The following is a 24855-nucleotide window of genomic DNA, read 5'->3' as shown; positions in this document are numbered from 1 at the left end:
AAGGAGGAGATGGTCATAGCATGATATCCAAAGTAGAACGAATTCTTAATTTATATCAACAGCTGAATGAGGTTCAATTTAGCACGCAAGCATCCGCCAATAATGTTAAGATAGCTCGTTATGTCAACAATCATTTACAAGAGGTAATTTTTATGACTTCATCAAAAATTGCTAAAAATGTAGGCGTGAGTCAACCAGCTGTTATTCGTTTTGCTAAGTTATTAAACTACAACTCCTTTTCTGAGTTACTGAAAGACTTGCAAGAATTACCCAATGTATTTAGTGAACAACAAGATAGCCAATTCGATAAAGCAGCTCAAAGTATCATCGACCGCGAATATGAAAGCCTTAAAAACTTAAGTAAATACTATTCAGAATCTAGTACAACTGCCGTAGCACAACAATTGTATACGGCAAGAACGATTCATATTTTCGGCACAAGAACAGCCGTAACGATCGCTAATTATTTCTATTTTTATTTTAGAAAAATTCATGCTGAAGTTTACTTGCATACAAATGTGAATATGGAACTGTATGAACGGCTTTTGACCATTGACAAAGAAAATACAATGGTCATGTTATTTGCCTATCCGCGCTATTCAAAAGATGTAGTTGATTTATTACAATTTATTAAGCATCATGAAATCTCTTATATTACTTTTGCAGATAGCTATGCTTTACGAACATCAAAAATTTGCGATGTGCACCTTGTTGCACCTGTTACGTACACAGACACGTACGATTCACTTTCAGCTGCATTTTGTTTATTAAATATTTTGTTGGACAAAATCACATCAAATAATCTAGAACAATTCAAACATAGAAAAGCAAACAATGAAAACTTATATAAGGAATTAGGATTTTTTATTTCTGAGTAACTTACCCGATTCCGACTAAAAGAAAGGAGAAGTTAACATGTTTAAACTACGTAAAAGTTTAGTATTTATCATTGCAGCGTTAACGCTAGTGCTAGCAGCATGTGGAGGAAATGATTCTGGAGGCGCTACAGAAGATAAAGTATTAAAGAGCATTAAAGAAACTAAAGTATTAAAAGTAGGTACGGATGCAACATTTAAACCCTTCGAATATAAATCAGGTGGCGAATTCAAAGGCTATGATATTGAATTAGTTGAAGCTATCGCTAAAGAATTGGGCGCAGACAAAGTAGAGTTTATTGATACAGAATTTAAAGGTTTAATTCCAGGCTTACAAGCGAAAAAGTTCGATATGATTGCTTCTGCCATGTACATTACAGATGAACGTAAAAAAACAATTGATTTTTCTGATACTTACTTCCCTGGTGGCCTATCAATTATGGTGCAGGAAGACAACAAAGAAATTCAAAGCATTGATAATTTAATCGGTAAAGAGGTTGCTGTACAAATCGGCACTAAATCTACTGAATTTTTAGAAAAAAACTACCCAGACATTCACTTAGTAAAAGTAGAGAAAAATACTGAAATGTTTTTAGAGTTAGAGTCAAACAAAGTAGATGCAGTTGTTACAGGCTTACCCGCAGCTAAAGTTTACATTAAAGAACACGGCAAAATGAAAGTGTTAGAAAATACACTTACAGAAGAGTTCTACGGTTTCGGTATTCGCAAGGACAATACAGCATTCCGTGAGGCTGTAAACGAAGCATTACAAACGTTAAAAGATAACGGTACGTACGACGAACTTACAAAGAAATGGTTTGAATAATTCAAGGAAAGTAGGAGAGACCTATGGGCCAACTAGATTTTTCTTTTTTATTTGAATGGGAGACACTATCTCTTTTACTAAAAGGTCTTCAATATACAATTTTGTATACATTAGCAGGTTTTGTGTTAAGTATTATTATCGGCATTCTGATTGCATTCGGGCAAATGTCTAAAAATTTGGTCATCAAGTTTTTAGCGTCGGCTTACTTATCTTGGTTCCGCGGTACACCTTTGCTTGTGCAATTGTTCTTACTTTACTACGGTTTACCGTTACTGTTCGGCATTGAAACAATAGCTTGGGTTGTAGGGATTATCGGCTTAGGTATGTACAGCGGTTCATACGTTTCGCAAGTCATTCGTGGAGCAATTCAATCGATCGAATTGGGGCAAATGGAAGCTGGTCGTTCATTAGGTTTTTCGCACTTCCAAACGATGCAAAAAATTATTTTACCGCAAGCAGCTGTACGTATGCTTGCACCTATGACGAATGAGTTAATCTCCTTAACTAAAAACTCTTCCCTACTATCCAGCATTACGGTAGTAGAGTTATTCCGTCAATCAAACTTATTAATTGCAGACACATACCGCACAATGGAGATATTAATTGTGGTGGCTGTAATGTACTATCTTGTTAACAACTTAATTGGATATATAGGACTCTTCCTAGAGAAAAAAACAAGTGTAGGAGGAGATTTACGATGATTAAAATTAATAGCTTAATAAAATCCTTTGGCGAAAACCACGTGTTAAAGGGCATTGATTTAGCAGTTGATAAGGGCGAAACCGTCGTAATTTTAGGTCCTTCAGGTTCAGGTAAAAGTACGTTATTACGTTGCATAAACTATTTAGAAACATATGAAGGTGGCTCGATTGTTGTTGATGGAAATGCCATCGGGAAAAAAGAAGTCAATGGCAAGCTCATTGATATTAGCCAAGCCAAGCTAAACACATTGCGTCAAGAAATCGGCATGGTTTTCCAATCCTTCAACCTTTTCCATCATAAAACCGTGTTACAAAATATTACGATGGCTCCGATTTCTCTTAAAGGTATGTCAAAAGAAAATGCCAATAAAATCGCCCTCGATTTACTAAAAAAAGTTGGCTTGCAAGAAAAAGCAAATGTCTATCCTGCGAGTTTATCAGGTGGACAAAAACAACGTGTTGCCATTGCGCGCGCATTAGCAATGTCACCAAAAGTTATTCTATTTGATGAAGCGACATCAGCATTAGATCCAGAAACTGTTGATGAGGTTCTTCAAGTTATGAAAAAGTTAGCAAGTGAAGGAATGACAATGGTGGTCGTTACACATGAAATGGGATTTGCTCGTGATGTAGCAGATCGCGTTGTCATTATGGATGGTGGTTATGTCGTAGAAGAAGGCTCACCAGATATTATTTTCACGAACCCAAAAGAAGAACGTACAAAGTCATTCTTAAGCAAGATTTTAAATCAATAATAATGTTAGGTGTTTCCCACATAAAGCGAAGCGCTAGCGAATGTTTTCTGTGCGAAAGCGAAGCGACAGCAAAAGCGGCTCATCGGACGCCCCTGGGAAAACGTCCGGGCCGGAACGGAAATTACCCCCGCTTTACGGAAACGTAAATCACCAAGAGTAAAGATAAAATTTATCTAAGGTAGTTAGCTTTTTGAAGCGAACTACCTTTTCGAAGGAAAACAGGAAATTTGTGTTAAAATATTTTATAGATTATTAACGTCAATTTTTTGGGAGCGGTGACTTGAAGAAAAAAGTTATTATTATTGTTTCTTTGTTAGTTGTCATTATATTGTTGCATTCAACACCAAGTATGGCATTAAGGACACATATATTTTTAATGGGTTATCCAAAAGCCGCAATTTCTTCAGGAATTATTGAAGATAAAGAGCATAATGAAGTAGATAAAGATAAATTTGCAGAATTAAATGCCAAAGCATACAGTCTAACAAATCCTCCAATAGAAAAGGCTACTCAAGGTGAATTAAGAAACTTTCTTGTGAGGAAATTTGGATTTTTACATTTTGCAGAATACTACGGTGATACTTAATAAGCTTCGTCAATCAAATGGGGACTTTACACACAAAAAACGCTCAGATTACTGAGCGTTTTTTTCTGCCGTTTATGTTATTACTAGTTTAAAGGAAGAGTCTTTTCACAGATCACTTTATATCTACGTTTTGAAAGATCGCTTCTTTTTCTTTATGTAGTGACTGCAAATAGTCATCCGCCTTATTATGTTTATCCTGTAGACGCAAGATCGTATTATGTACATCATCTTGTACACGAGAAACCTGCTCTCTTGCGGTAGATATTTTAGAATGGACAGACCAAGCTGAAAAAATATCATCAAAGAAATAGTCCGCAAATTTTACAAATCCATCTGTTTCAACTGCTAACGATTTCGTTGACATATCTTGCACATCCAGTAGTTCGTTTTGGAAGCGCTGTAATGCAATTTGAGCATTATGAAGATAATTTTCGGACTCATCAAGTGCATCATGCTTTAAATGTGTAGCAATGAGACCTCCACCAAAAAACGTATCCCACGCTGAATAACCACTTGCAGAATGCAAGGACTCAGCAGCTTGTCCAAGCTTAGTAAGTGCTGCTTCACCAGCTTCTTCTGCTTCTTCTATCTCCATAATAAGTTGTTTCGTTAACATTTCTTCATGCGCTAATTGTTCAAGCCTTTTTGCCTGTTCAGGTTCATGTATTTGGAAGTAGCCTTTCTTTTTAGCATTTAATTGGCTTAAAGCTTCTTGCAACTCTTGTTCATTTATTTGAGTAAGTTTAGTGTTTATTTGCCGTAAATCATCTGTCAAATCAAGTTCCATCTTCTTTGCTTCATTTATTTTTAATTCAAGAATAGCTGCTTCATCAATTTTTTCAGTACGTAGCTCATCTTGTTGCCCTGTCCACGTACGAATCATATTCATAAAAGAAAAACCTTCTAACTTATCGAGTTTCAAACGAATTTGATTGAGTGCTTTAGAATGTTTGTAATTTTCCTGTTGTGCACGCTCGATTTGCCTTTCAATTAAATCCTTTTGTTCACTTAACCTACTAGCAGTTCTTAATTGTGCATAAATCATTTCTTGCTCTTTTTGTAATTGTTTCCATTCCATTTATCTCAACTCCTCTTACATATATGTACGGATGAAACGTGGATATGTTTCAATTATCTGTCATTTTTAATAGATCTTTTATAATCGAAAATTAGTTCAAGTCAAAAAGAAAGCCTAGTAATCCTCATGGATACTAGGCTTGTACATTTTTTATAGAGGAATGTTTCCGTGCTTTTTCTCTGGACGTGTTTCATGTTTGTTCGATAACATATCCAACCCTTGAATTAGCTTAATACGTGTATCACGTGGGTCGATAACATCGTCTACCATACCACGAGATGCTGCCACGTATGGGTTTGCGAATTTTTCTTTATATTCTTCAATTTTCGCTGCACGTGTTGCTTCTGGATCTTCTGATTTTGCAATTTCACGCGCGAAGATAATGTTAGCTGCACCTGCTGCACCCATAACAGCAATTTCTGCGTTAGGCCAAGCAAATACTAAGTCTGCCCCAATTGATTTAGAGTTAAGGGCAACGTACGCACCACCATATGCTTTACGCAGAATCACTGTAATTTTTGGTACAGTTGCTTCTGAATATGCATAAAGGATTTTTGCTCCGTGACGAATGATACCGCCATGCTCTTGTTTAACGCCTGGGAAGAAACCAGAAACGTCTTCAAATGTGATAATTGGTATATTGTAAGCATCACAAGTACGAATGAAACGAGCAGCCTTGTCTGAAGAGTCAATGTCTAACCCACCAGCTAATACTTTAGGTTGGTTACATACAAGACCAACTGATTCACCAGCAATTCGCGCAAAACCAACTACTACGTTTTTCGCAAATTCTGCATGAACTTCCATAAATGAGCCTTCGTCCACTATTTGCTCAACTACTTTACGTACATCATAAGGACGAGTTGTTTCGATCGGTACAGCATCCACGATTTCCGGACGATAGTCATCACCCTCTGGACGTGCTTGACGAGGAGCTTTTTCTTTATTATTTTGTGGTAAGTAGCTTAATAGTTTTTTAATTTGATCAATAGCTTCTTCTTCAGATGGTGCGCGGAAGTGTGCATTACCACTTACAGCGTTGTTTACTTTTGAACCACCTAAATCTTCAGCAGAGATTTTTTCACCTGTTACTGTTTCAATAACTTTCGGTCCTGTAATAAACATTTGAGATGTTTTATCAACCATTAGAATGAAGTCTGTAATTGCTGGAGAATATACCGCCCCACCAGCACATGGTCCCATGATAACTGAGATTTGAGGAATTACCCCAGAGTAGATTGCATTACGATAGAAAATATGACCATAACCATCAAGTGAAAGTACACCCTCTTGGATACGAGCGCCACCTGAATCATTAACACCGATAAATGGTGTACCATTTTTTGCGGCTAAATCCATTACTGTTGCCATTTTTTTGGCGTGCATTTCACCAAGTGCTCCACCAAATACTGTGAAATCTTGAGAGAATAAGTATACTGGACGTCCATTAATTTTACCGAAACCAGTTACTACACCATCACCAGGACCTTCCATCTTGTCCATGCCAAAGTCTACTGTACGGTGTGTAATGAATGGGTTGATCTCGAAAAATGTACCTTCGTCTAGTAATAATTCAATACGCTCACGAGCAGTTAATTTGCCTTTATCATGTTGCTTCTCGATGCGCTCATAGCCGCCACCAAGTTCAATTACTGTCTTACGGTCATACAAGTCATTAATTTTGTCGAACATATCCATACTGATCACTTATCCCCTTTTCCACTTTTATCGCATAATTCATATAACACACCGAAAGATGATTTTGGATGCATGAAAGCAACCTCTGCACCACCAGCACCTGGTCCTGGCTCTTCAGATAAAAGGCGGACACCTTTTTCACGAAGCTCAGCCATACGCTCACGAATACCTGTTACACCGAAAGCTACATGGTGAATACCTTCTCCACGTTTTTCGATGTATCCGTGAATAGTACTTTTTTCACTCATCGGTTCTAATAACTCAATTTTTACATTACCCGCGTCAATGAATGCAACACGAACCTGTTGAGATTCTACCTCTTCCACTTTCAGCAGCTTTAAGCCTAAAGTTTCTGTATAATATGTAATGCGTTCATCAAGATCACGCACTGCAATCCCAATATGATCTACTCTCTCCATGGTGACATCTCCTTCTGTTATGGTACATAATCTATTTTACAGACTTTTTCGTCAAAACTCTACTACTTGAGAAATTTTTCAGATTTGATAAACTATTTATAAGAAAAGAAGGAGCGAACGAGCATATGAGTAATAAAAAATTTCAAAAAATCGTCGTTTATACGATGGTTGCAATCATGGTAATTTCATCTCTAGCATTCGGCTTATCAATGTTTGTGTAATGAAAAGCTAGGCGTCCGCATTACTGCGGGCGCTCTTTCTTTACCTTTATCCCCTTGAAAGACTGCTTAATTTCTAAATATCGATCCATTTCCTCTAGAAATTGATAGAGTGCTGCTTGTGCTAGAAATTGCTCATGATTTTTTGGCAAAGGTAATTGGGCGAAATCTAGCTTTACTTGCTCTAACTTCTCCCTAAAATGACTAGCCGTATTTCCTGAATGAACATGCTCACCGAGGTCTTGTAAAAAGTCAGCGACGATCACTGCCTCTTGTACTATAACAGGAAGTGCCGTTATTTTTGGAAGAACCCTATCGATAATTTCTAGCTGCTGTTCACGCATATCAAAATACACGTAGTAGTCATTTTCACGTCTCGTAAAATGATTTTCAACATCTTTAAACGCTAGGGATTTCGCACTATTTAATGCTTTTATCGCGTCTATAATTTCCTGCCCATCCCACAATGTATCGCCTTCTCTTAAATAGTTGGCAATTTCTAAAAAAATCTTACTGTAAAGTTCCTCAATTTTAACTCGATAGTAATTTAATTCCTTTTGAATGTCTGGCATATACATATTTATAGCTATTCCTGTACCATAACCGATTGCCATTAATGCGAATTCATTAGAAACAAGTGCCCATGAAAAGCTTTTTGCTGCATAAATATGCATGATAATTACTGCACTTGAGACAAAGCCGTCTGCTACTTTTAATGACACAATTGTTGGTATAAAAACAATTAACATACATGCTAATGTAAGCGGATGATAGGAAAATAGCTCAAAGCTCAAAAATGCATAAAGCATACCGATAATACTTGCGACGAATCTTGTATAAGCTGCATGAAGAGATTTTTTCTTCGTTGGCTGTACACATAATATTGTTAGAATACCAGCAGATGCATAAGAAGCTAATTCAAAGTATTGGGCAATGGCAATAGCGATTGCTGCACCAAATGCCGTTTTTAATGTACGATAGCCGATTGAAAACTTCTTCAAGTCGACTGCCTCCTATCTTTCAGTACTCTAATTTTACAAATGTGTTGAAGGCTATATATCACTACAAACATAGGCACATCACCATAACGTGGGGTTGATTTCCGTTCCGGCTGGGCGCTTTGTTGCTGTCGCTTCGCTTTCGCACAGAGCAAAGCTTCCTGGGGGCGTCCGATGAGCCGCTTTTCCCCAAGGAGTCGCCCAGCCTCCACTCCAATCAACTAATATTCATTGAATAGGTTTTTACAAATGTCACCCACAACTTTTAGCGATGAGCCGCAATATATAGTTTTAGAAAAACAATGGGTTTCACCACAATAATGCCCAATATTTCAAATATTCCGAATGCCAATTGACTAGTATCTTGAATATAAAAGAAGATTATCTATGAAGTCATGCAAATCGGGGATCATCTATCATGGCTAAGTAGTAAGCCTCCGCAGATGTTTTCTAACTGCGGGGCTTCCTACTTATAGAATAGCTTCTCTTTTATTTCTATGAATAAAATTAAAGTTCGTCGCAATATTCCTCAAAGTTTGCTTGTAAGTTTGTTACTACTGACATTGGGTCATGTCCCTCAATTTCATAGCGTCCAACTTCTGCTACTACTTGTCCATCCTTTAATAACACAAATGATGGGGAAGATGGTAAATGATCTTCACCGAAGTGATAACGAGCAGCTGCAGTTGCTTCTTTATCTTGACCAGCAAATACCGTTACAAGATGGTCTGGACGTTTATCGTAATGTACGGATTGTGCTGCTGCTGGACGTGCAATACCGCCTGCACAGCCACATACTGAGTTTACCATGACTAATGTTGTACCTGGACGAGCAAACGCCTCTTCAACAGCTTCTGGCGTGCGAAGCTGCTCATAACCAGCACCCTCAATTTCTGCACGTGCTGTTTTTAAAATTTCTTGCATAAATAAATCGTAATCCATATTCATATAGCGATAGCTCCTTTCAAGTTCGCGTCATCATCAATCATGCCCCGGCATAATTACTTCCGGAAGCCTTAACTTCTTTCAGCTGAAAGAAGTTAAACTTACTAGCTTTAGATAGTCGACGCACATACATCTCCTATCATAGCAGTTAGTGACGAATTTGTGCACCTAGTTGCTCATATTAAGGATCATATTATTTCTGTGATTGTTCATCGCTAAACAAACGATCTACACCTTGCGTGACTGTCAGCTGTCCATTTAAAATTTGACGTTCTAAAAGTTGCACCTGTGCTTTACGTTCTGGATTACCATAAAACATATCGATTAATTGGTCGGTAATCATCGATTGGAACCAATCTCTCGTCTGATTTTGGCGTCTAATTGACCAGTAATTATTTGCCTCAACGATTTGTCTGAACTCCCCTATTGTACTCCATACTTTGTCGAGACCACGTTTTTCCCATGAGCTTACCGGCATTGCTGTAGACATCCAACCTGGAGTAGCAGGCTGTAAGAAATGTAAAATTTGCTTATACTCAGATACCGTTTTTTTAGCAAGGCGAACATTATCACCATCAGCCTTATGAACAACAATGGCATCCGCTAACTCCATAATGCCCTTTTTCATGCCTTGTAACTCGTCCCCGGCACCTGTTAAAACTAACAGCAAGAAGAAATCAACCATACCACGGACATACGTTTCACTTTGTCCAACACCAACTGTTTCTATTAAAATGACATCATAGCCAGCCGCTTCACAAACAAGCATCGTTTCACGTGTCTTTTTATGAACACCCCCTAGGGTACCTGCTGTTGGAGAGGGACGAACAAATGCATTAGGCTTTCTCACGAGCTCCTCCATTCGAGTTTTATCGCCTAAAATACTTCCTCCCGATAAAGAAGAGCTTGGATCAATCGCAAGGACTGCCACTTTTTTCCCCATCTCACAAAGCATCGTTCCGAAAGCCTCAATAAACGAACTCTTTCCCGCACCAGGAACGCCTGTGATCCCAATACGGACACTGTTTCCTGTATGTGGTAGAAGCTCTTGTAGCAGTTCTTGTGCTTGCACTTTATGTGTTGCATTTGAACTTTCAATGAGTGTAATGGCTTTTGACAAGTGTGTACGAGAGCTTGCACGTACTTCTCGTGCAAGCTCCTGTATGTTTACATTGTCAGCTTTTTTCTTTCGGAATTTTTTCGGTGTACCATATTGCATTCCGTCGTGAGTTGCCTCTACTCCGTCCATAACAAATAGCGCACTTTCAGGCATTCCTTTGTTTTTGTCCATTATTCAGACACTTCCTCATAGCCTAAACGTTTGTAAATCTCCTCAATAATCTTTTGTGCCGATACAGGAATAACTGTACCAGGTCCAAATATCGCTACTGCGCCAGCTTCATAAAGGAAGTCATAATCTTGTGCTGGAATCACGCCTCCAACAATAATAATGATATCTTCGCGGCCCAGATTTTCTAACTCTGCTACTAATTCAGGAACTAGCGTTTTATGACCAGCTGCTAATGAAGATACACCAATGACATGAACATCGTTTTCCACAGCCATTTGAGCTGCTTCAGCAGGTGTCATAAATAATGGTGAAATATCTACGTCAAAACCTAAGTCAGCATATCCCGTTGCCACAACCTTCGCACCGCGGTCATGTCCATCTTGTCCCATTTTCGCTACTAAAATACGTGGGCGACGACCTTCATTCTCAAGGAATTCCTCTGTCATTTGTTTCATTTCAGCAATTTGCTCTTCATCTGAGAAGTTTGCAGAGTAAACGCCAGAGATTGAACGAATTACTGCCTTATGGCGACCTGAAACAACTTCGATTGCATCAGAGATTTCACCTAAAGAAGCACGAGCACGCGCTGCATCAACCGCTATTGCTAATAAGTTTTCTTCACCATCTTGCGCCGCTTTCGTTAATCGAGCTAGATGTTTTTGTACTTCTGCCTCATCACGAGCTGCCTTCATTGCTTCTAAACGTTCAATTTGCTTTTGACGAACTAATGTATTATCAATGTCAAGAATGTCGATAGGTTCTTCTTTTTCTAAACGATATTTATTTACACCAACGATTGTTTCTGTTTTAGAGTCGATTTTCGCTTGACGTTTTGCCGCAGCTTCCTCGACTTTCATTTTCGGAAGACCTGTTTCAATCGCTTTCGCCATACCGCCAAGTTCTTCGATTTCTTCAATTAATGCCCACGCAGATTTTGTAATTTCGTCTGTTAATTTTTCCACATAATATGAACCGCCCCATGGATCAATAACCTTTGTCATTGCCGTTTCTTCTTGTAGGAACAGCTGTGTATTACGTGCAATACGTGCAGAGAAATCAGTCGGTAGCGCAATCGCTTCATCAAGTGCATTAGTATGCAGGGATTGTGTATGCCCCATTGAAGACGCATTCGCTTCGAATAGTGTACGTGCCACATTATTAAATGGATCCTGCTCTGTTAAAGACCAACCAGATGTTTGTGAGTGTGTACGAAGTGCTAATGTCTTAGGATTTTTCGGATTAAACGTTGACATCATTTGTGCCCAAATTCGGCGTGCAGCACGCATTTTTGCAACTTCCATATAATAGTTCATACCGATTGCCCAGAAGAATGATAAACGCGGTGCAAAGGCATCAATATCGATTCCAGCTTTTAGCCCTGTACGAACATATTCAAGACCATCTGCTAATGTATAAGCAAGCTCGATGTCATTTGTTGCTCCCGCTTCTTGAATATGGTAACCAGAGATCGAAATTGAGTTAAATTTCGGCATATATTTCGCTGTATATTCAAAAATGTCTGCAATAATTTTCATCGACATTGCTGGTGGATAAATATATGTGTTACGAACCATGTATTCTTTTAAAATATCGTTTTGAATCGTACCCGCTAATTGCTCTGGTGTAACGCCTTGCTCTTCAGCAGCAACGATATAGAATGCAAGAACTGGTAATACAGCGCCATTCATTGTCATAGAAACTGACATTTGATCCAAAGGAATTTGGTCGAATAAAATCTTCATATCTTCTACAGAGTCAATCGCTACGCCAGCTTTACCAACATCCCCTGTTACACGAGGATGATCTGAGTCATAGCCACGGTGAGTTGCTAAGTCAAAGGCAACAGAAAGACCTTTTTGACCCATCGCTAGATTACGCTTGTAGAATGCATTTGATTCTTCAGCTGTTGAGAAACCTGCATATTGGCGAACAGTCCAAGGACGAGCTACATACATAGTAGGGTATGGACCGCGCGTATTTGGCGCAATACCTGCTACATCATTTAAATGTTTTGCCTCTTTAATATCTTCTTTTGTGTATATATCTTTAATTTCGATTCCTTCATTGGTCATGAATTTTTCTTCTGACGCTTGAGGAGCTTCTGCTGCTAAAACTTTTTCGATTTCAACTGCACTAAAATTTGGCTTGCTCATCGTTGGACCTCCTTCATGCTAGCGAACACTGAGTTTAATTTTTCGATGATGTTCTGTCCTGCGAAAATAAAGCCGTTTAAGCCATTTGCTAACCAAGCTTCTTCTTCGTCTTTAAATTTACCTGCAACGTCAACAATGACGTTAGCTGGTTTGCCTGCTAAAATTGCTTGTACTAATTCTTTTATATCGTCATCATTACCTGCAATTACCACATATGTTGCTTCTGTAGCGTTTAACCAAGCTAATGCTTCTTCAGCCGTAGCAACTGGTTCGCTTTTTTCTGGAACTAGACCTACAGTGTTTAAGAAGCCAGACACGAAATCAGCACGTGGTTTTGAGCTTTTAAGTGTACCTAATGATAAGATTCCCGTTTGCACATTTGCCGCAGTCATTACCTCACGTAATTCCTCAAAAGGTTTAGCAATTCGCTTAATTTCTGCGAACGCTAGGTTTGTTTCGCTTTCAAGCACATCTGCTGGATTAGCATAAATATTTGTACCTATTAATGATTGCTTACGCGTTTGTACCGCTTTGATACGAGCTTGATAGGATTTTTCTAGTTCCTCCATAAGCTTTCCAGATACAGTGTAAGCGTCGATGCCTCCAGCTGCTTCAATTTCTAAGAATAATGCCCAAGCTTCTTTCACAAAATCTGCTGTTAATGACTCAATAAAGTAAGCGCCACCAGCTGGATCTATAACTTTTAAAACATTTGTTTCTTCTTTTAAGATTAACGATACATTACGTGCAATACGAACTGATTGATCGGTTGGCTTCGTTAATGCATCATGAGGGTGAACTGTAAAGACATCCGCACCGCCAATTAAGCCTGAAAGAGCTTCATTCGCTGAACGTAATAAGTTTACATATACATCCAGCTTCGAGAAGCTTCTTAATGATGTTTCAGCAATAGTTGGAACTTTTACGCCATTAGATACTCCATATGCGGATGAGAACGCTTTCCAAAGTACTTTAAAAGCACGGAGTTTTGCAATTTCTGTAAAGAACTGTGTATCCACTGCAAAGGATACATAAAATTTCTTCGCGAACGCTTCAAAGCTTTCTTCTTGATTTGCGTATTTTGCGGCTAATGCAAGTGCATATGCTAACTCTTGTACTGCGTTTGCTCCTTCATTATGATAAACCGTCGTGTCCGCACCGATTGAGCGCACGCTCGGGAAATTATTTAAAGTGATAGAGATAGGGTATTTCGATACGATGAAACCTTTTACAGCTTCTCGCTGATCAATTGCTATTTTGTCGAACACTGCTAATAATGGGTCATTTGAATTTTCAACCGTAATTTTAAACGAATATTCAGAGAAATAAGTCGCTAATTGTGCCAATACTTCTTCAGTCCATTCAAAATTCACACGGCTATCAACTGTTACTACTTCATTGCCTCGAGCTAAGCTATCATCAAGCTGTGCAAAAAATGCCTCGCTTGTTTCAGCATATACTTGCTGTGCCACTCGAAATGCTTCGTTATTTTGTAGGGAACGGATTGTAGCAACTTGTTTATCAAGTTCTTCACCAAGTTTTGCTACTAAACTTTCTTGGGTGTAAAGAGGTTCTAATGTAATACCTTCACTTGTTTTCGTTAAAAGAGACTCGAATGATTTCCCTTTTAAAGCCTTGATTGCTGCATCTTGCCATTCTGAATAGGACGGCTTTTCAAATTCAATATTTTTCATGTTGTTTGACATGCGGACGCTTAATCAGCTTCCCCCCTTAGTAGTTTCTATTTGTTATTCTACATGACAAATTGCGACTCGAAAAGCAAAAAAAAATCGGAAACCGTTATATAACAGGTTTCCGAGAAGTCATCAGTAGACTGACGTCGAAGATTTATTTGCATTTTCGAGTATTTCTTTTACTCTATTGAGGAATTTACCACAAACAAGTCCATCAAGAACGCGATGATCTAAAGATAAACATAAATTCACAATATCTCGTGCAGCGAACATTCCGCCCGGTAAAACAACTGGTTTTTTTACAATACTTTCCACTTGGAGGATAGCTGCTTGTGGGTAATTAATGATGCCCATCGACTGTACAGAGCCGAATGCACCCGTATTATTGACCGTAAATGTACCACCTTGTATATCATCCATCGTTAGTTTTCCGGCACGAACTTTCACTGCAAGCTCATGAATTTCCTTAGCAATACCTTTAATTGACTTTTCATCAGCGTGTTTTATTACAGGAACAAATAGTGCATCATCTGTTGCGACTGCAATGGAAATATTTATGTCATGTTTTTGGATGATTTTATCTTCTGCCCACATGGAATTCATCATCGGGAATTCCTTTAGAGCTTGAGCAACTGCTTTTACGAAGAAAGCAAAATACGTTATATTAAAGCCTTCTTTTTGCTTAAACTCTGTCTTAATGCTATCACGATATGTTACTAAATCTGTTACATCTACTTCCATCATCATCCATGCATGTGGCACTTCATGAACGCTTCGTACCATATTATTGGCAATAGCACGGCGCACCTTTGTTACCGGAATTTCAATATCGCCTGCTTGAATTGGTTGTGTCGGTGTGGCTGGTTTAGTATTCTCCTGTGATGCTTGTACCACAACAGGTACTGACTGCGGAACGGCTGAATCGATTGCAGGCGGTGTTTCCACTAGAGAAGTTGGCACATTTCCTGCTTCAATCAGTTTCATTAAGTCTTTTCTTGTTATACGTCCCCCTTCACCAGTACCTGTGATTTGATCAAGTGCAATTTCATACTCTTGTGCAAGTCGAAGAACAGCTGGTGAATAACGCACTTTATCCTGTCGAACTGTTTTTTGTGGGGCTACTGTTGCTGTAGTTGGCTGCTGAGCCTCCTGTTTCTTTTGTACACCTGCATTTAAAATTGCTGTACTTACCGCTGATTTTTTCGGCGGAGGCGGAGGTGGTAACTCACTGTCGCCTGCTATTTCAACGGAACAAACGACTGCACCAACTGGTAACGTTTGCCCTTCCTCTGCAAGTAGCTCTGTAATGACTCCTTCAAAAGAAGACGGGATTTCTGCATTAACTTTATCTGTTACAACTTCTGCTAATGGATCATATTTTTTTACCGTATCACCTGGCTTGACAAGCCATTTTTCAATCGTACCTTCTGTTACACTTTCGCCGAGCTGTGGCATTGTAATATTTTGAATAGCCATCATCTATTCCCCCCATCAATTATGCCTAGGTGTATTTGTATCTATCAAATTACTATCATATTTATAATAAACTCATCACAATAAAGTGGGGGTTGATTTCCGTTCCGACCGGACGCTTTCCTGGGGGCGTCCAGTCTCCACTCCAATCAAGTTATATACATGACATAACGTTCTAAGAAATGTCATCCCAAACTTTCTATGAAGAGTCTTAAAATACCTGTGATATTTATAAGCTTTAGGCTATGACGCGTAGATAAACAATCACACGGATTTTAACTTTTCATAAGCTTCTATTTACTACAATGAGTAGATAACGTTTTACTTCCAGTCAAATTTTGTAGATCCGCCAGAGGTATAAACTTTTAAGCTCTTCTATATTAGAATGCTGCAAGTTCTCGCATCGCACGCTCTACTTTATCAGGGTTGATCATAAAATATTTTTCCATCGTTGGTGCATACGGCATAGCTGGAACATCTGGTCCTGCAAGGCGCTGAATTGGTGCATCGAGCTCAAATAAACAATGCTCTGCAATAATTGCTGCAACCTCACTCATAATGCTACCTTCTTTATTATCCTCGGTAACTAGTAAAACTTTACCTGTTTTACTAGCCGCTTCAATGATCGCTTCTTTATCAAGTGGATATACCGTGCGTAGGTCAAGAATATGCGCTGAAATACCATCTGCTGCTAGGCGCTCTGCCGCTTGTAATGCAAAATGGACAGCTAAACCATACGTAATGACAGTAACGTCTTCCCCTTCCCGCTTAACATCTGCCTTACCAATGGGCAATGTATAATCGTCGACAGGAACTTCACCTTTAATGAGTCGATATGCACGCTTATGCTCAAAAAACAGTACTGGATCCTCATCTCGGATCGCTGCTTTTAACAAGCCTTTTGCATCATACGGTGTTGATGGTATAACAATTTTCAATCCTGGTGTTCCTGCAAAAAGTGCCTCTACAGACTGCGAATGATAGAGCGCTCCGTGAATACCGCCGCCAAATGGTGCTCGTATAACCATTGGGCAAGACCAGTCATTATTTGAACGATAGCGGATTTTTGCTGCTTCAGAAACAATTTGATTAACGGCAGGCATGATGAAATCAGCGAATTGCATCTCGGCAATCGGGCGCATCCCATACATTGCAGCACCAATACCAACACCTGCAATTGCACTCTCAGCAAGTGGCGTGTCAAGTACACGATGTTCACCAAATTGCTCGTAAAGACCTGCTGTTGCTTTGAAAACCCCGCCTTTGCGACCAACGTCCTCTCCTAAAATGAAAACACGCTCATCACGTTCCATCTCTTCCTTCATCGCTAATGTAATCGCATCAATATAAGACATCACTGCCATTACACATCACCTCCGTCCACTGGTGCATATACGTATTTCAAAGCATGCTCTGCTGTTGCATACGGAGCAGCTTCTGCATAATCTGTTGCTTCATTCACCTCTGCCATGACACGTTCTTCTATTTCAGCACGTAGTTTTTCTGTCATAACTCCTGCATCCATAAGGTACTTTTCAAACAACAAAATTGGATCCTTTGCCTTTCCTTCTGCTATATCCTCGGCAGTTCGATATTGACGATCATCATCATCCGAAGAATGAGCCGTTAAGCGATAAGTCACTGTTTCTATTAAACTTGGACCTTCACCACTACGTGCGCGATCAGCTGCTTCTTTCACAACCTTATAAACTTGTAACGGACATTTTCCATCAACCGTAACACCTGGCATACCATAGCCAATACCGCGATCTGATACTTTTGCACAGCCTAATTGACGTTCTACAGGCACAGAAATTGCATATTGATTATTTTCTACCATTATAATTACTGGCAGCTTATGCACGCCTGCGAAATTCGCACCTTCATGGAAATCACCTTGGTTAGAAGAACCTTCACCAAGCGTAACAAAAGTAATAAAATCTTCTTTTTGTAGACGACCTGCTAGAGCAACTCCCACCGCATGTGGAACTTGTGTAGTAACTGGCGAAGAGCCTGTTAGAATACGATTTTTCTTATGTCCGAAGTGACCTGGCATTTGACGCCCACCCGAGTTTGGATCCTCTGCTTTAGCAAATGCGGATAACATCAATTCTCTTGGTGTCATGCCAAAATGTAAAACAACTCCCATATCTCGATAGTAAGGTGCAATATAATCTCTATTATGATCAAGAGCAAAGGCTGCCCCTACTTGTGCTGCCTCCTGTCCCTGACAAGAAATAACAAACGGAATTTTACCAGAACGGTTTAATAACCACATACGTTCATCTAGTCTTCTCGCCATTAACATCGTTTCGAACATTGCAAGTACATCTTCTTTTGATAAACCTAAATCCTCATGCTTAATTTGAACACCTTGCATACGAACACCCCTTCCCGACGTTTCACTTTCGCTACCAAAAGAGAAATTAAAAATGAATGGCGCGATTATCCACTGCTAACGCTGATTCCGCTAGTACCTCATTTAGTGACGGATGTGGATGAATGGCCTGACTAATTTCCCACGGCGTTGCATCCAATAATTTAGCAAGCGATGCTTCTCCAATTAAATCTGTCACATGTGGTCCTACCATATGAATACCCAATATATCATTCGTTTCTTCATCGGCAATCATTTTCACAAAGCCATCTGTCTCTCCATTAACTAGCGCTTTTCCAATCGCCTTGAATGGAAACTTACCAACCTTCAATGAATAACCTTGCTCTCGAGCAGCACTCTCTGTTAAGCCAATACTTGCAACCTCAGGATAAGAATAAACGCATTTTGGTACATTTAGAACATCAAGTGCCTCTGTTTTACCCGTTGCAATATGCTCAATCGCAGATACCCCTTCATGCGAAGCAACATGAGCTAATTGTAAGCCACCGATAACATCCCCTATGGCATACATATGTGATTCCTTCGTTTGATACGAATCCTTGACTTTGATAAACCCATTTTCAACTTCTATTTCAGTATTTTCTAATCCGATACCTTGTGTATTTGCTTCACGTCCAACACAAAGCAATACTTTATCAGCCTCAAATAATTCATCCTTATCATCGACTTTTGCAGAAATGAAAACGTTATCATTTTCAATTTTAAAGGTCCCCGTATCTAAGCGGGCGTTAGTCACAATGCGGACGCCTCTTTTTTCAAGCTGCTTGGTTACTTCTTTTACAATGTCTGCATCCTCTGCTGGTAAAATGGATGGCCCATATTCAATGACCGTTACGTAAACCCCAAAATCACAAAGCATCGAGGCCCATTCAATTCCAATAACTCCTCCGCCGACAATTAACAATGACTTTGGCAAATTTTCCATTTCCAACGCATGATCAGAGTTCATCACATATTTACCATCAACCGTTAGTCCGGCCATTCCTCTTGGCTTTGACCCGGTGGCAATGACCACATTTGTTGGAACTAGCATTTCATTTTCATCGCCATTATTCATTTCAACTGAAATAGTGCCAGGCATTGGTGAGAAAATAGAAGGTCCTAAAATTCGCCCTGTTCCCTGATAAACGTCTATTTTGCCCTTTTTCATCAGTGTATTCACACCTTGGCTCAATTGCTCAACAATCGTTTGCTTTCTCGCCTGCACTTTGTCGAATTGCAATGTAACGCCTTCAATATCAACACCATATTCAGCAGCTGTTTTATTTGCCATACGATACACTTCTGCACTTCGAAGTAAGGCCTTACTCGGTATACAGCCTTTATGCAAGCATGTTCCACCTAGGCGCTCACGTTCAACAATAGCTGTTTTTAAGCCCAGCTGTGCAGCTCGAATTGCTGCAACATAGCCACCTGTACCTCCGCCTAAAATGACAACATCATAATTTTGAGCCATATGGATTCCCCCTTATGAGAAAAATGCTAAAGCATCTTGTCCCTTTGGTACCTAAGATAAGTGATCTGTCCTTGCCGTTTAAATTCATTTAAACTATTAAATCTATTAATTTACTATAAAGTTAGAAGAAGTCGACAATGCGACTTCTCTCAACGAATAATCGGTTCTTAACGACCGTGTAAAATATTTTTTTCATTTTTTAAGAATTGGCTACGAGACTTCGATACTCGAGCGATACGTTCTTCTGCTAAACGATTAGCTGCAACATATGTCGGTATACCATCACGTTTAGAAATCTCGAAGATTTTTTCGATACTATCATAAATGCCTTCAACACGCTTCATCGCACGCTCACGGTTATATCCGTATAATTCATCAGCTACATTTATTACTCCACCTGCATTAATCACATAATCAGGTGCGTACACTATCCCTAATTCATGTAAATAATCACCATGGCGAGAATCTTGTAGCTGGTTATTAGCAGAACCTGCGACAACCTTTGCTTTTAGTTGCGGAATCGTTTCATCATTTAAAATCGCTCCTAATGCACAAGGTGAGAAAATATCAACTTCCTGTGAATAGATTTCCTCTGGTGCCACAGCAGTCGCACCAAAATCATTCACAACTCGATCAATTGCCGCTTGGTTAATATCTGTAACAACAAGTTTTGCACCTTCATTATGTAAATATTCGCAAAGCTTGTAGGCTACATTGCCCAGACCTTGTACAGAAATAGTACGCCCCTCTAGTGAATCAGATCCAAACGCTTCTTTTGCCGATGCTTTTATACCACGGTATACCCCGTAAGCAGTTACTGGAGATGGGTTTCCTGATGAACCAAAAGCCGGAGATATTCCCGTTACATAATTTGTTTCCTCATGCATTAAATCCATATCTGTCACTGTTGTACCAACGTCTTCTGCCGTAATATAGCGACCATTAAGCCCTTGGATGAAACGTCCTAGTGCACGGAACATTTCTTCATTTTTATCTTTAAATGGGTCACCGATAATGACCGTTTTTCCTCCGCCTAGGTTTAAACCAGCTGCAGCATTTTTATAGGTCATCCCTCGTGCTAAACGTAATGCATCCTCGATCGCATTTTCTTCTGATGCATATGTCCACATACGTGCCCCGCCTAGTGCTGGCCCAAGTGTTGTGTCATGGATAGCGATAATCGCTTTTAACCCTGATGCTTCATCTTGGCAAAATACCAATTGTTCATAATCATACTTTTCCATATACTTGAAGATTTCCATGAAAACTCGCCCCTTTGCTTTAGAAAGTGCATCCCCAAATGCCCATTCCAATTCAGTATAATAAATGTTCAAAAATTGTTTAACAATGGATAATAATGCTCCATTTATTTTTACAATACTCACAATTTCACAATTTATCAACTATTATTACACTTTCTTGTTTAATTAAGAATTTTCTAAACATTCAGTTACAACTGATCTAGTATGTCTTTACTAGTTGTTGGGTACTCCAGTTACATAGCTTCCTTGACATTCCAATATCCACAGGTACAATTAAAATTAGGAATAAGGGGGGACATGCATGGCTCGTTTAGCTGCATTTATTGTAATGCTTATTCCAGGTCTTATGGCTGCAGGTGGCATTAAATTTATGCGTGATACATTATTTGGAAAGCTCATCTCACCTTTCCCATTTTTATGGCTACAATTCGTCGTTGGCATTATTCTCTTTGTTATAGGCTTTGGCTTTTTCGCAGGATTCTTACTCCACCGCGATCGAAAAAATGGAAAAGTGGCTCCACGCTTCCAAAAAAAATAAAAATAGCTATCCTTTTAAGTCCAAAAGACTTATTGGATAGCTATTTTTATCTTCATTCATCAGAATGATTAACGTTGCTGTTTCGCAATTACTTTATCAGGAAAATCAGTAATCCAACCAATTACAGAAGGATGCGGATTCAATAAAAATGTTTCATCCCCATCTATTGCATAAAAACGACATGCTTTATTACTCGCTACACAGGCCTCTAAATATCTTGGTTTATAATACCTTTTATGCATATGAACACTGTCAATAGCTTTGTAATCACTAAGCAAATCCCATTTTAATTTTTTTGTTGCTATAAGTGCTGTTTCATAGTCCGGCTTAGATTGTTTCACAATCTCCAGAAGCTCATAGTGAAACGATGAAAAATGACTGCCAACTGGCAAAGTAAGCCCTTGAAGCATTTGAATAAGTGCGCTTTTATTATCTAGAATTGTTGATTTTAATTCGATATTAAGGGGTAGCTGTTGTGAATTTGCCCAAGCTAAAACTACGTCAAACGTCGGGATTTTATACGTTGAAAATAATCGCCTCCAAGGCTTCCCAAGTTTAAAGCTTACTAGCTCCTCTACCGTACATTCGTTCACATGCTTATTGATGCCAACCAATCTTGACAGCTGTGGATCATGATACACAACCGGAATACCTTCTTTTGAAAGCTGGATATCTAATTCGATCCCATCTGCTCCTAGCTCTAAAGCCTTTTCAAAAGCCTTCAAAGTATTTTCAAGTGTATACGCTGAAGCCCCACGATGTGCAAATACAGGAATGAACGATTCCCTAGACATTTAACTCACCAAATTCAATAAGAAATTTACCGTTTGTCATCTTACTTAATAAGGATGATTTTTTGCCAATTTGAATATAGGTACCAGGATGAGCTTCCTTCGTCACAATAATTTCTTCTTTTCCAGCATGACGCATTTCATCCATTATTAGCTTAACCTCACGATCGATTGCTACTGCATCCGCTTTCAATTTTGTTAAGCTTTGTTTTGTTTCCTCAAATGTAGCTATCTGTTCCTTAGACATTTTATCAAGGAAAGGCAATATGCTTTTAATTTTTCCCTCGTGCTCAGAGATTTCTGATTGTAGCGACTTAAGCTGTGCAGCCCTCTCTTGCATAATAGAGTATCTTTCCTGTTTATTAACGCTTTCAATGATTAAGTCCGTTCGACGCTCTAAACGATTTCCTGAGATGGCAGTGACTATTGTATTCTTAGCTACTGCACGGCCCCCAATAATTTTCCCTTTTCGTTCGTCCACAAAAATCGAATGCGCAGAGAGCTGTGATCCTAATGAATAAAATCCTATATGAATGCTGTCAGCTGCAACTAGATTTGCTTCATTGACATGCTTAACGAAAATATTGCCGCCTGCTTCTACAATAGTTGAGCCTAAACCAAAAATCCCTCCACGAATATAAACGTCGCCTTCAATGGATTTAATAAGTTTGGCACCGCTTACACCTTCAGCACCCTCGATGGAAATATCTCCAGTAGCAATGACTGTATAGCCTGATGTAACTGTTCCTTTAATGCTTAATGAGCCATTAAATTCGAGATTCCCTGTTTCAACGCCAACGTCCCCATTAATTGGCAAATGTCTATTAACACCGATCATGCCTTTGACATCATCTAATACACCAGCTATTTTAGAACGGATGACAGTTTTCCCATCCTCTTCCACTTCATAAGCTGATTTTTTATCGTATCGTATAGGAGAATCACGACCTGGTACAGCAGCCATAATGTCGCCTAGTACATTTTTTCCTGGTTTACCTAATGTCGCAGGGACTTTTTCACCTAGCCAAGAACCTTCTGAAATTTCAGAAATAAAGTTCATGTCATAATAATCAGCTTTCCCATCTTCGCGAATTACTGGCTTTCTCTCTGGTTTAGGTAAGTATGTAATTTGTGCATCTGTTCCTGCTACAGGTGGTGTTCCTTGTGCAATTAAAAATGCTTTTCCTGGATCAATTTTAGAAATATCAAAATCTAATATTCCATGATCAATTCCTTCGTTCTCGATTGTTTCCAGAATTTGTTGAGTTAATTTCTCTTTATTCTCTAGTATATAATCGTGTGTTTCGTATACAAATATTGAGGCAGACATTTTATCTCGTGCAATTTCTGCTTCAACATTTGGAAGCCAGCGTCCAATTTCAACAGGGCTAGTATTTTCTGTTGCTAAGACATTTTTTAATATTGAAAAATTTGATAATTTAAGTCGGGGATGACTACGTAAAATACTATCAAATTCTTTTAATGGATAACCGGCACTGTAAGTAAGCATATAGACCTTGCCATTTTCTTCGGTTATTTCGAATTTATCATTACGAACTAGAATCAAGTTACCTCCTCCTTCCCTCTAACTGTAAGTATATACAATCTATTTACATTTGTTTAGAGACAATTGTCACTACCAAGAAAGATTTTACCCATACTTTGTAAGCAATACATTCATATTTTCTTTTAATTTTCACATCAAAATTAGTCGATTTATACTATAGAAAGGTATGTTTTTACTCAGATTCGAAAATCTACCTTCATTAATCGGACAAATCCCACTGTTATTAATCAGGAAATTCACAAAATCTTTAATAAATTAAAATAATACATAATGTATCTGTCATAATTTTCACAAACATACATTAGGCCTTCAATACTAACTGACTACTCCCACAGCTAAAGCAGTGGGGTTCTTATGTACTTAAGAGAAGCGTTACAAAGCTCTCCACAGATGGTGTTGCCATGTCCTGTGTACAACATCTTTGATTTATCTTCCGTTCCATAAGACTTTCTTATTTACACAACCGATGTTGTGTTGGCAATAAGTTTTAACGAAGGCAGGTAGCGCTACCTAAAGCACTTCATTCCTCCCACCTCTGAAGAAGTGGGCTTCCTGAAGCTCACTTCTGTGAATATGTCTTGTAAAACATTTATCAACTACTAATATAGGTTTCGAATAGAGTTGAAATATGTTTACAGATCATCCTCTAGAATAACCTCAATGCGAATATGAGCGCCTAATTGATCAAAATTAAGGAGTTGTTCACGTGTCATATAGTACACACTAATGCTTCCATTAATTCCAAGTCGCACCTCAAATAAATTTTCTTCTATCTGCGTTATTTCTAACGAATTATTTTCGTCAAGCTGTAAGTTTACGCTTTTCATATGTTATCACCCAATATAATTATATACGTTTAAGCAAAGATAAACGATCAACAGTATTGTTGACCGATCAATTATACCTCGGCATAATTGGGTATGGAATCGGCTTTGTGCTCTGCAAATGTTTTTTGCGCGAAAGCGTAGTGCTAACGTAGCGGCAGCAGCAAAATGTTGATCACTCAGTCGTGTGTTGTTGCTGATTCTTCGCTTTCGCTACACAAAACATTTGTAACTGCCGTTTCACTTACGTTACACAAAACATTTGTAACTGCCGCTTCGCTTTCGTTACACAAAACAATTGTAACTGCC

23 protein-coding genes are annotated in these 24855 nt (G+C 38.9%); 7 read left to right on the top strand and 16 right to left on the bottom strand.

Translation table 11 applies throughout. The features are described 5' to 3' along the window. Nucleotides 1-20 precede the first annotated feature (20 nt). The 5 genes from ABH966_RS20555 (at nt 21) to ABH966_RS20535 (ending at nt 3743) form a co-directional block, all read left to right on the top strand. Nucleotides 21-878: a MurR/RpiR family transcriptional regulator gene (locus ABH966_RS20555; protein WP_370081663.1), complete on the top strand. Its 858-nt coding sequence runs from the start codon at nt 21-23 to the stop codon at nt 876-878. A gap of 37 nt (nt 879-915) precedes the next feature. Beyond that, on the top strand, nt 916-1701 hold the full coding sequence (locus tag ABH966_RS20550; RefSeq protein ID WP_370081661.1) for a transporter substrate-binding domain-containing protein: 786 nt from the start codon (nt 916-918) through the stop codon (nt 1699-1701). Nucleotides 1702-1724: 23 nt separating this feature from the next. Further along, on the top strand, nt 1725-2402 hold the full coding sequence (locus ABH966_RS20545) for an amino acid ABC transporter permease (protein WP_370081659.1): 678 nt from the start codon (nt 1725-1727) through the stop codon (nt 2400-2402). Beyond that, a complete protein-coding gene (locus tag ABH966_RS20540) occupies nt 2399-3157 on the top strand; it encodes an amino acid ABC transporter ATP-binding protein (RefSeq protein ID WP_370081657.1) in 759 nt (252 codons plus the stop codon). The genes ABH966_RS20545 and ABH966_RS20540 overlap by 4 nt, the downstream gene beginning before the upstream one ends. Before the next feature lie 280 nt (nt 3158-3437). Continuing rightward, nucleotides 3438-3743, top strand: a complete 306-nt coding sequence (locus ABH966_RS20535) for a hypothetical protein (RefSeq protein ID WP_370081655.1) — start codon at nt 3438-3440, stop codon at nt 3741-3743. 112 nt (nt 3744-3855) lie between these two features. Here the strand turns inward: ABH966_RS20535 and ABH966_RS20530 are convergent, their stop codons facing one another. The 3 genes from ABH966_RS20530 to mce form a co-directional block, all read right to left on the bottom strand. After that, the gene (locus tag ABH966_RS20530) at nt 3856-4821 is read right to left on the bottom strand and encodes a hypothetical protein (RefSeq protein WP_370081653.1); all 966 of its coding nucleotides are present in this window, start codon (nt 4819-4821) and stop codon (nt 3856-3858) included. A gap of 150 nt (nt 4822-4971) precedes the next feature. Further along, a complete protein-coding gene (locus ABH966_RS20525; protein WP_370081651.1) occupies nt 4972-6519 on the bottom strand; it encodes an acyl-CoA carboxylase subunit beta in 1548 nt (515 codons plus the stop codon). A gap of 5 nt (nt 6520-6524) precedes the next feature. Then, the gene (gene mce, locus ABH966_RS20520) at nt 6525-6938 is read right to left on the bottom strand and encodes a methylmalonyl-CoA epimerase (protein ID WP_337989624.1); all 414 of its coding nucleotides are present in this window, start codon (nt 6936-6938) and stop codon (nt 6525-6527) included. Nucleotides 6939-7063: 125 nt separating this feature from the next. On the opposite strand from mce, the gene prli42 reads away from it, so the two are divergent. Next, a complete protein-coding gene (prli42, locus tag ABH966_RS20515) occupies nt 7064-7159 on the top strand; it encodes a stressosome-associated protein Prli42 (protein ID WP_370081649.1) in 96 nt (31 codons plus the stop codon). Nucleotides 7160-7179: 20 nt separating this feature from the next. Here prli42 and ABH966_RS20510 read toward each other — a convergent pair whose 3' ends face one another. The 10 genes from ABH966_RS20510 to ABH966_RS20465 all read right to left on the bottom strand — a co-directional run bounded on the left by ABH966_RS20510 (nt 7180) and on the right by ABH966_RS20465 (nt 20826). Next, nucleotides 7180-8157, bottom strand: a complete 978-nt coding sequence (locus tag ABH966_RS20510; RefSeq protein ID WP_370081647.1) for an aromatic acid exporter family protein — start codon at nt 8155-8157, stop codon at nt 7180-7182. Nucleotides 8158-8661: 504 nt separating this feature from the next. Next, nucleotides 8662-9102 (bottom strand): BrxA/BrxB family bacilliredoxin, encoded by a 441-nt coding sequence (locus ABH966_RS20505; RefSeq protein WP_370081645.1) that lies wholly within the window; start codon nt 9100-9102, stop codon nt 8662-8664. A gap of 190 nt (nt 9103-9292) precedes the next feature. Next, entirely contained in the window at nt 9293-10390 is a 1098-nt protein-coding gene (gene meaB / locus ABH966_RS20500; RefSeq protein WP_370081643.1) for a methylmalonyl Co-A mutase-associated GTPase MeaB, read from the bottom strand. Further along, nucleotides 10390-12543: a methylmalonyl-CoA mutase gene (scpA, locus tag ABH966_RS20495; protein ID WP_370081641.1), complete on the bottom strand. Its 2154-nt coding sequence runs from the start codon at nt 12541-12543 to the stop codon at nt 10390-10392. Before scpA ends, meaB begins: the two co-directional genes overlap by 1 nt. Continuing rightward, a complete protein-coding gene (locus ABH966_RS20490) occupies nt 12540-14237 on the bottom strand; it encodes a methylmalonyl-CoA mutase family protein (protein WP_370081639.1) in 1698 nt (565 codons plus the stop codon). Before ABH966_RS20490 ends, scpA begins: the two co-directional genes overlap by 4 nt. Nucleotides 14238-14369: 132 nt before the next feature. After that, nucleotides 14370-15713, bottom strand: a complete 1344-nt coding sequence (locus tag ABH966_RS20485; protein ID WP_370081638.1) for a dihydrolipoamide acetyltransferase family protein — start codon at nt 15711-15713, stop codon at nt 14370-14372. 377 nt (nt 15714-16090) lie between these two features. After that, entirely contained in the window at nt 16091-17074 is a 984-nt protein-coding gene (locus ABH966_RS20480) for an alpha-ketoacid dehydrogenase subunit beta (protein WP_142507157.1), read from the bottom strand. Further along, nucleotides 17074-18090, bottom strand: a complete 1017-nt coding sequence (locus ABH966_RS20475) for a thiamine pyrophosphate-dependent dehydrogenase E1 component subunit alpha (protein ID WP_370081636.1) — start codon at nt 18088-18090, stop codon at nt 17074-17076. Before ABH966_RS20475 ends, ABH966_RS20480 begins: the two co-directional genes overlap by 1 nt. Before the next feature lie 46 nt (nt 18091-18136). Next, entirely contained in the window at nt 18137-19564 is a 1428-nt protein-coding gene (lpdA, locus tag ABH966_RS20470) for a dihydrolipoyl dehydrogenase (protein ID WP_370081634.1), read from the bottom strand. A gap of 167 nt (nt 19565-19731) precedes the next feature. Continuing rightward, a complete protein-coding gene (locus ABH966_RS20465) occupies nt 19732-20826 on the bottom strand; it encodes a Leu/Phe/Val dehydrogenase (RefSeq protein WP_370081748.1) in 1095 nt (364 codons plus the stop codon). A gap of 301 nt (nt 20827-21127) precedes the next feature. Between ABH966_RS20465 and ABH966_RS20460 the strand changes: the two genes are divergently transcribed. Next, nucleotides 21128-21364, top strand: coding sequence for a DUF2627 domain-containing protein (locus tag ABH966_RS20460; RefSeq protein ID WP_132356638.1), 237 nt, complete (start codon nt 21128-21130; stop codon nt 21362-21364). A 68-nt stretch (nt 21365-21432) separates the two neighbouring features. On the opposite strand, the gene ABH966_RS20455 is transcribed toward ABH966_RS20460, so the two are convergent. The 3 genes from ABH966_RS20455 to ABH966_RS20445 all read right to left on the bottom strand — a co-directional run bounded on the left by ABH966_RS20455 (nt 21433) and on the right by ABH966_RS20445 (nt 24549). Then, nucleotides 21433-22158, bottom strand: a complete 726-nt coding sequence (locus ABH966_RS20455; RefSeq protein WP_370081632.1) for a glycerophosphodiester phosphodiesterase — start codon at nt 22156-22158, stop codon at nt 21433-21435. Beyond that, entirely contained in the window at nt 22151-23722 is a 1572-nt protein-coding gene (locus ABH966_RS20450; RefSeq protein WP_370081630.1) for a flagellar assembly protein A, read from the bottom strand. Before ABH966_RS20450 ends, ABH966_RS20455 begins: the two co-directional genes overlap by 8 nt. A gap of 632 nt (nt 23723-24354) precedes the next feature. After that, complete coding sequence (locus ABH966_RS20445) at nt 24355-24549, bottom strand: hypothetical protein (RefSeq protein WP_370081628.1); 195 nt, start codon at nt 24547-24549, stop codon at nt 24355-24357. Nucleotides 24550-24855 lie beyond the last annotated feature (306 nt).

This window comes from Lysinibacillus sp. RC46 (assembly GCF_041262385.1).
GTDB lineage: Bacteria > Bacillota > Bacilli > Bacillales_A > Planococcaceae > Lysinibacillus.
Note: the sequence above shows the minus strand (reverse complement) of the source record. Positions and strands in the feature narration are given on the sequence as shown.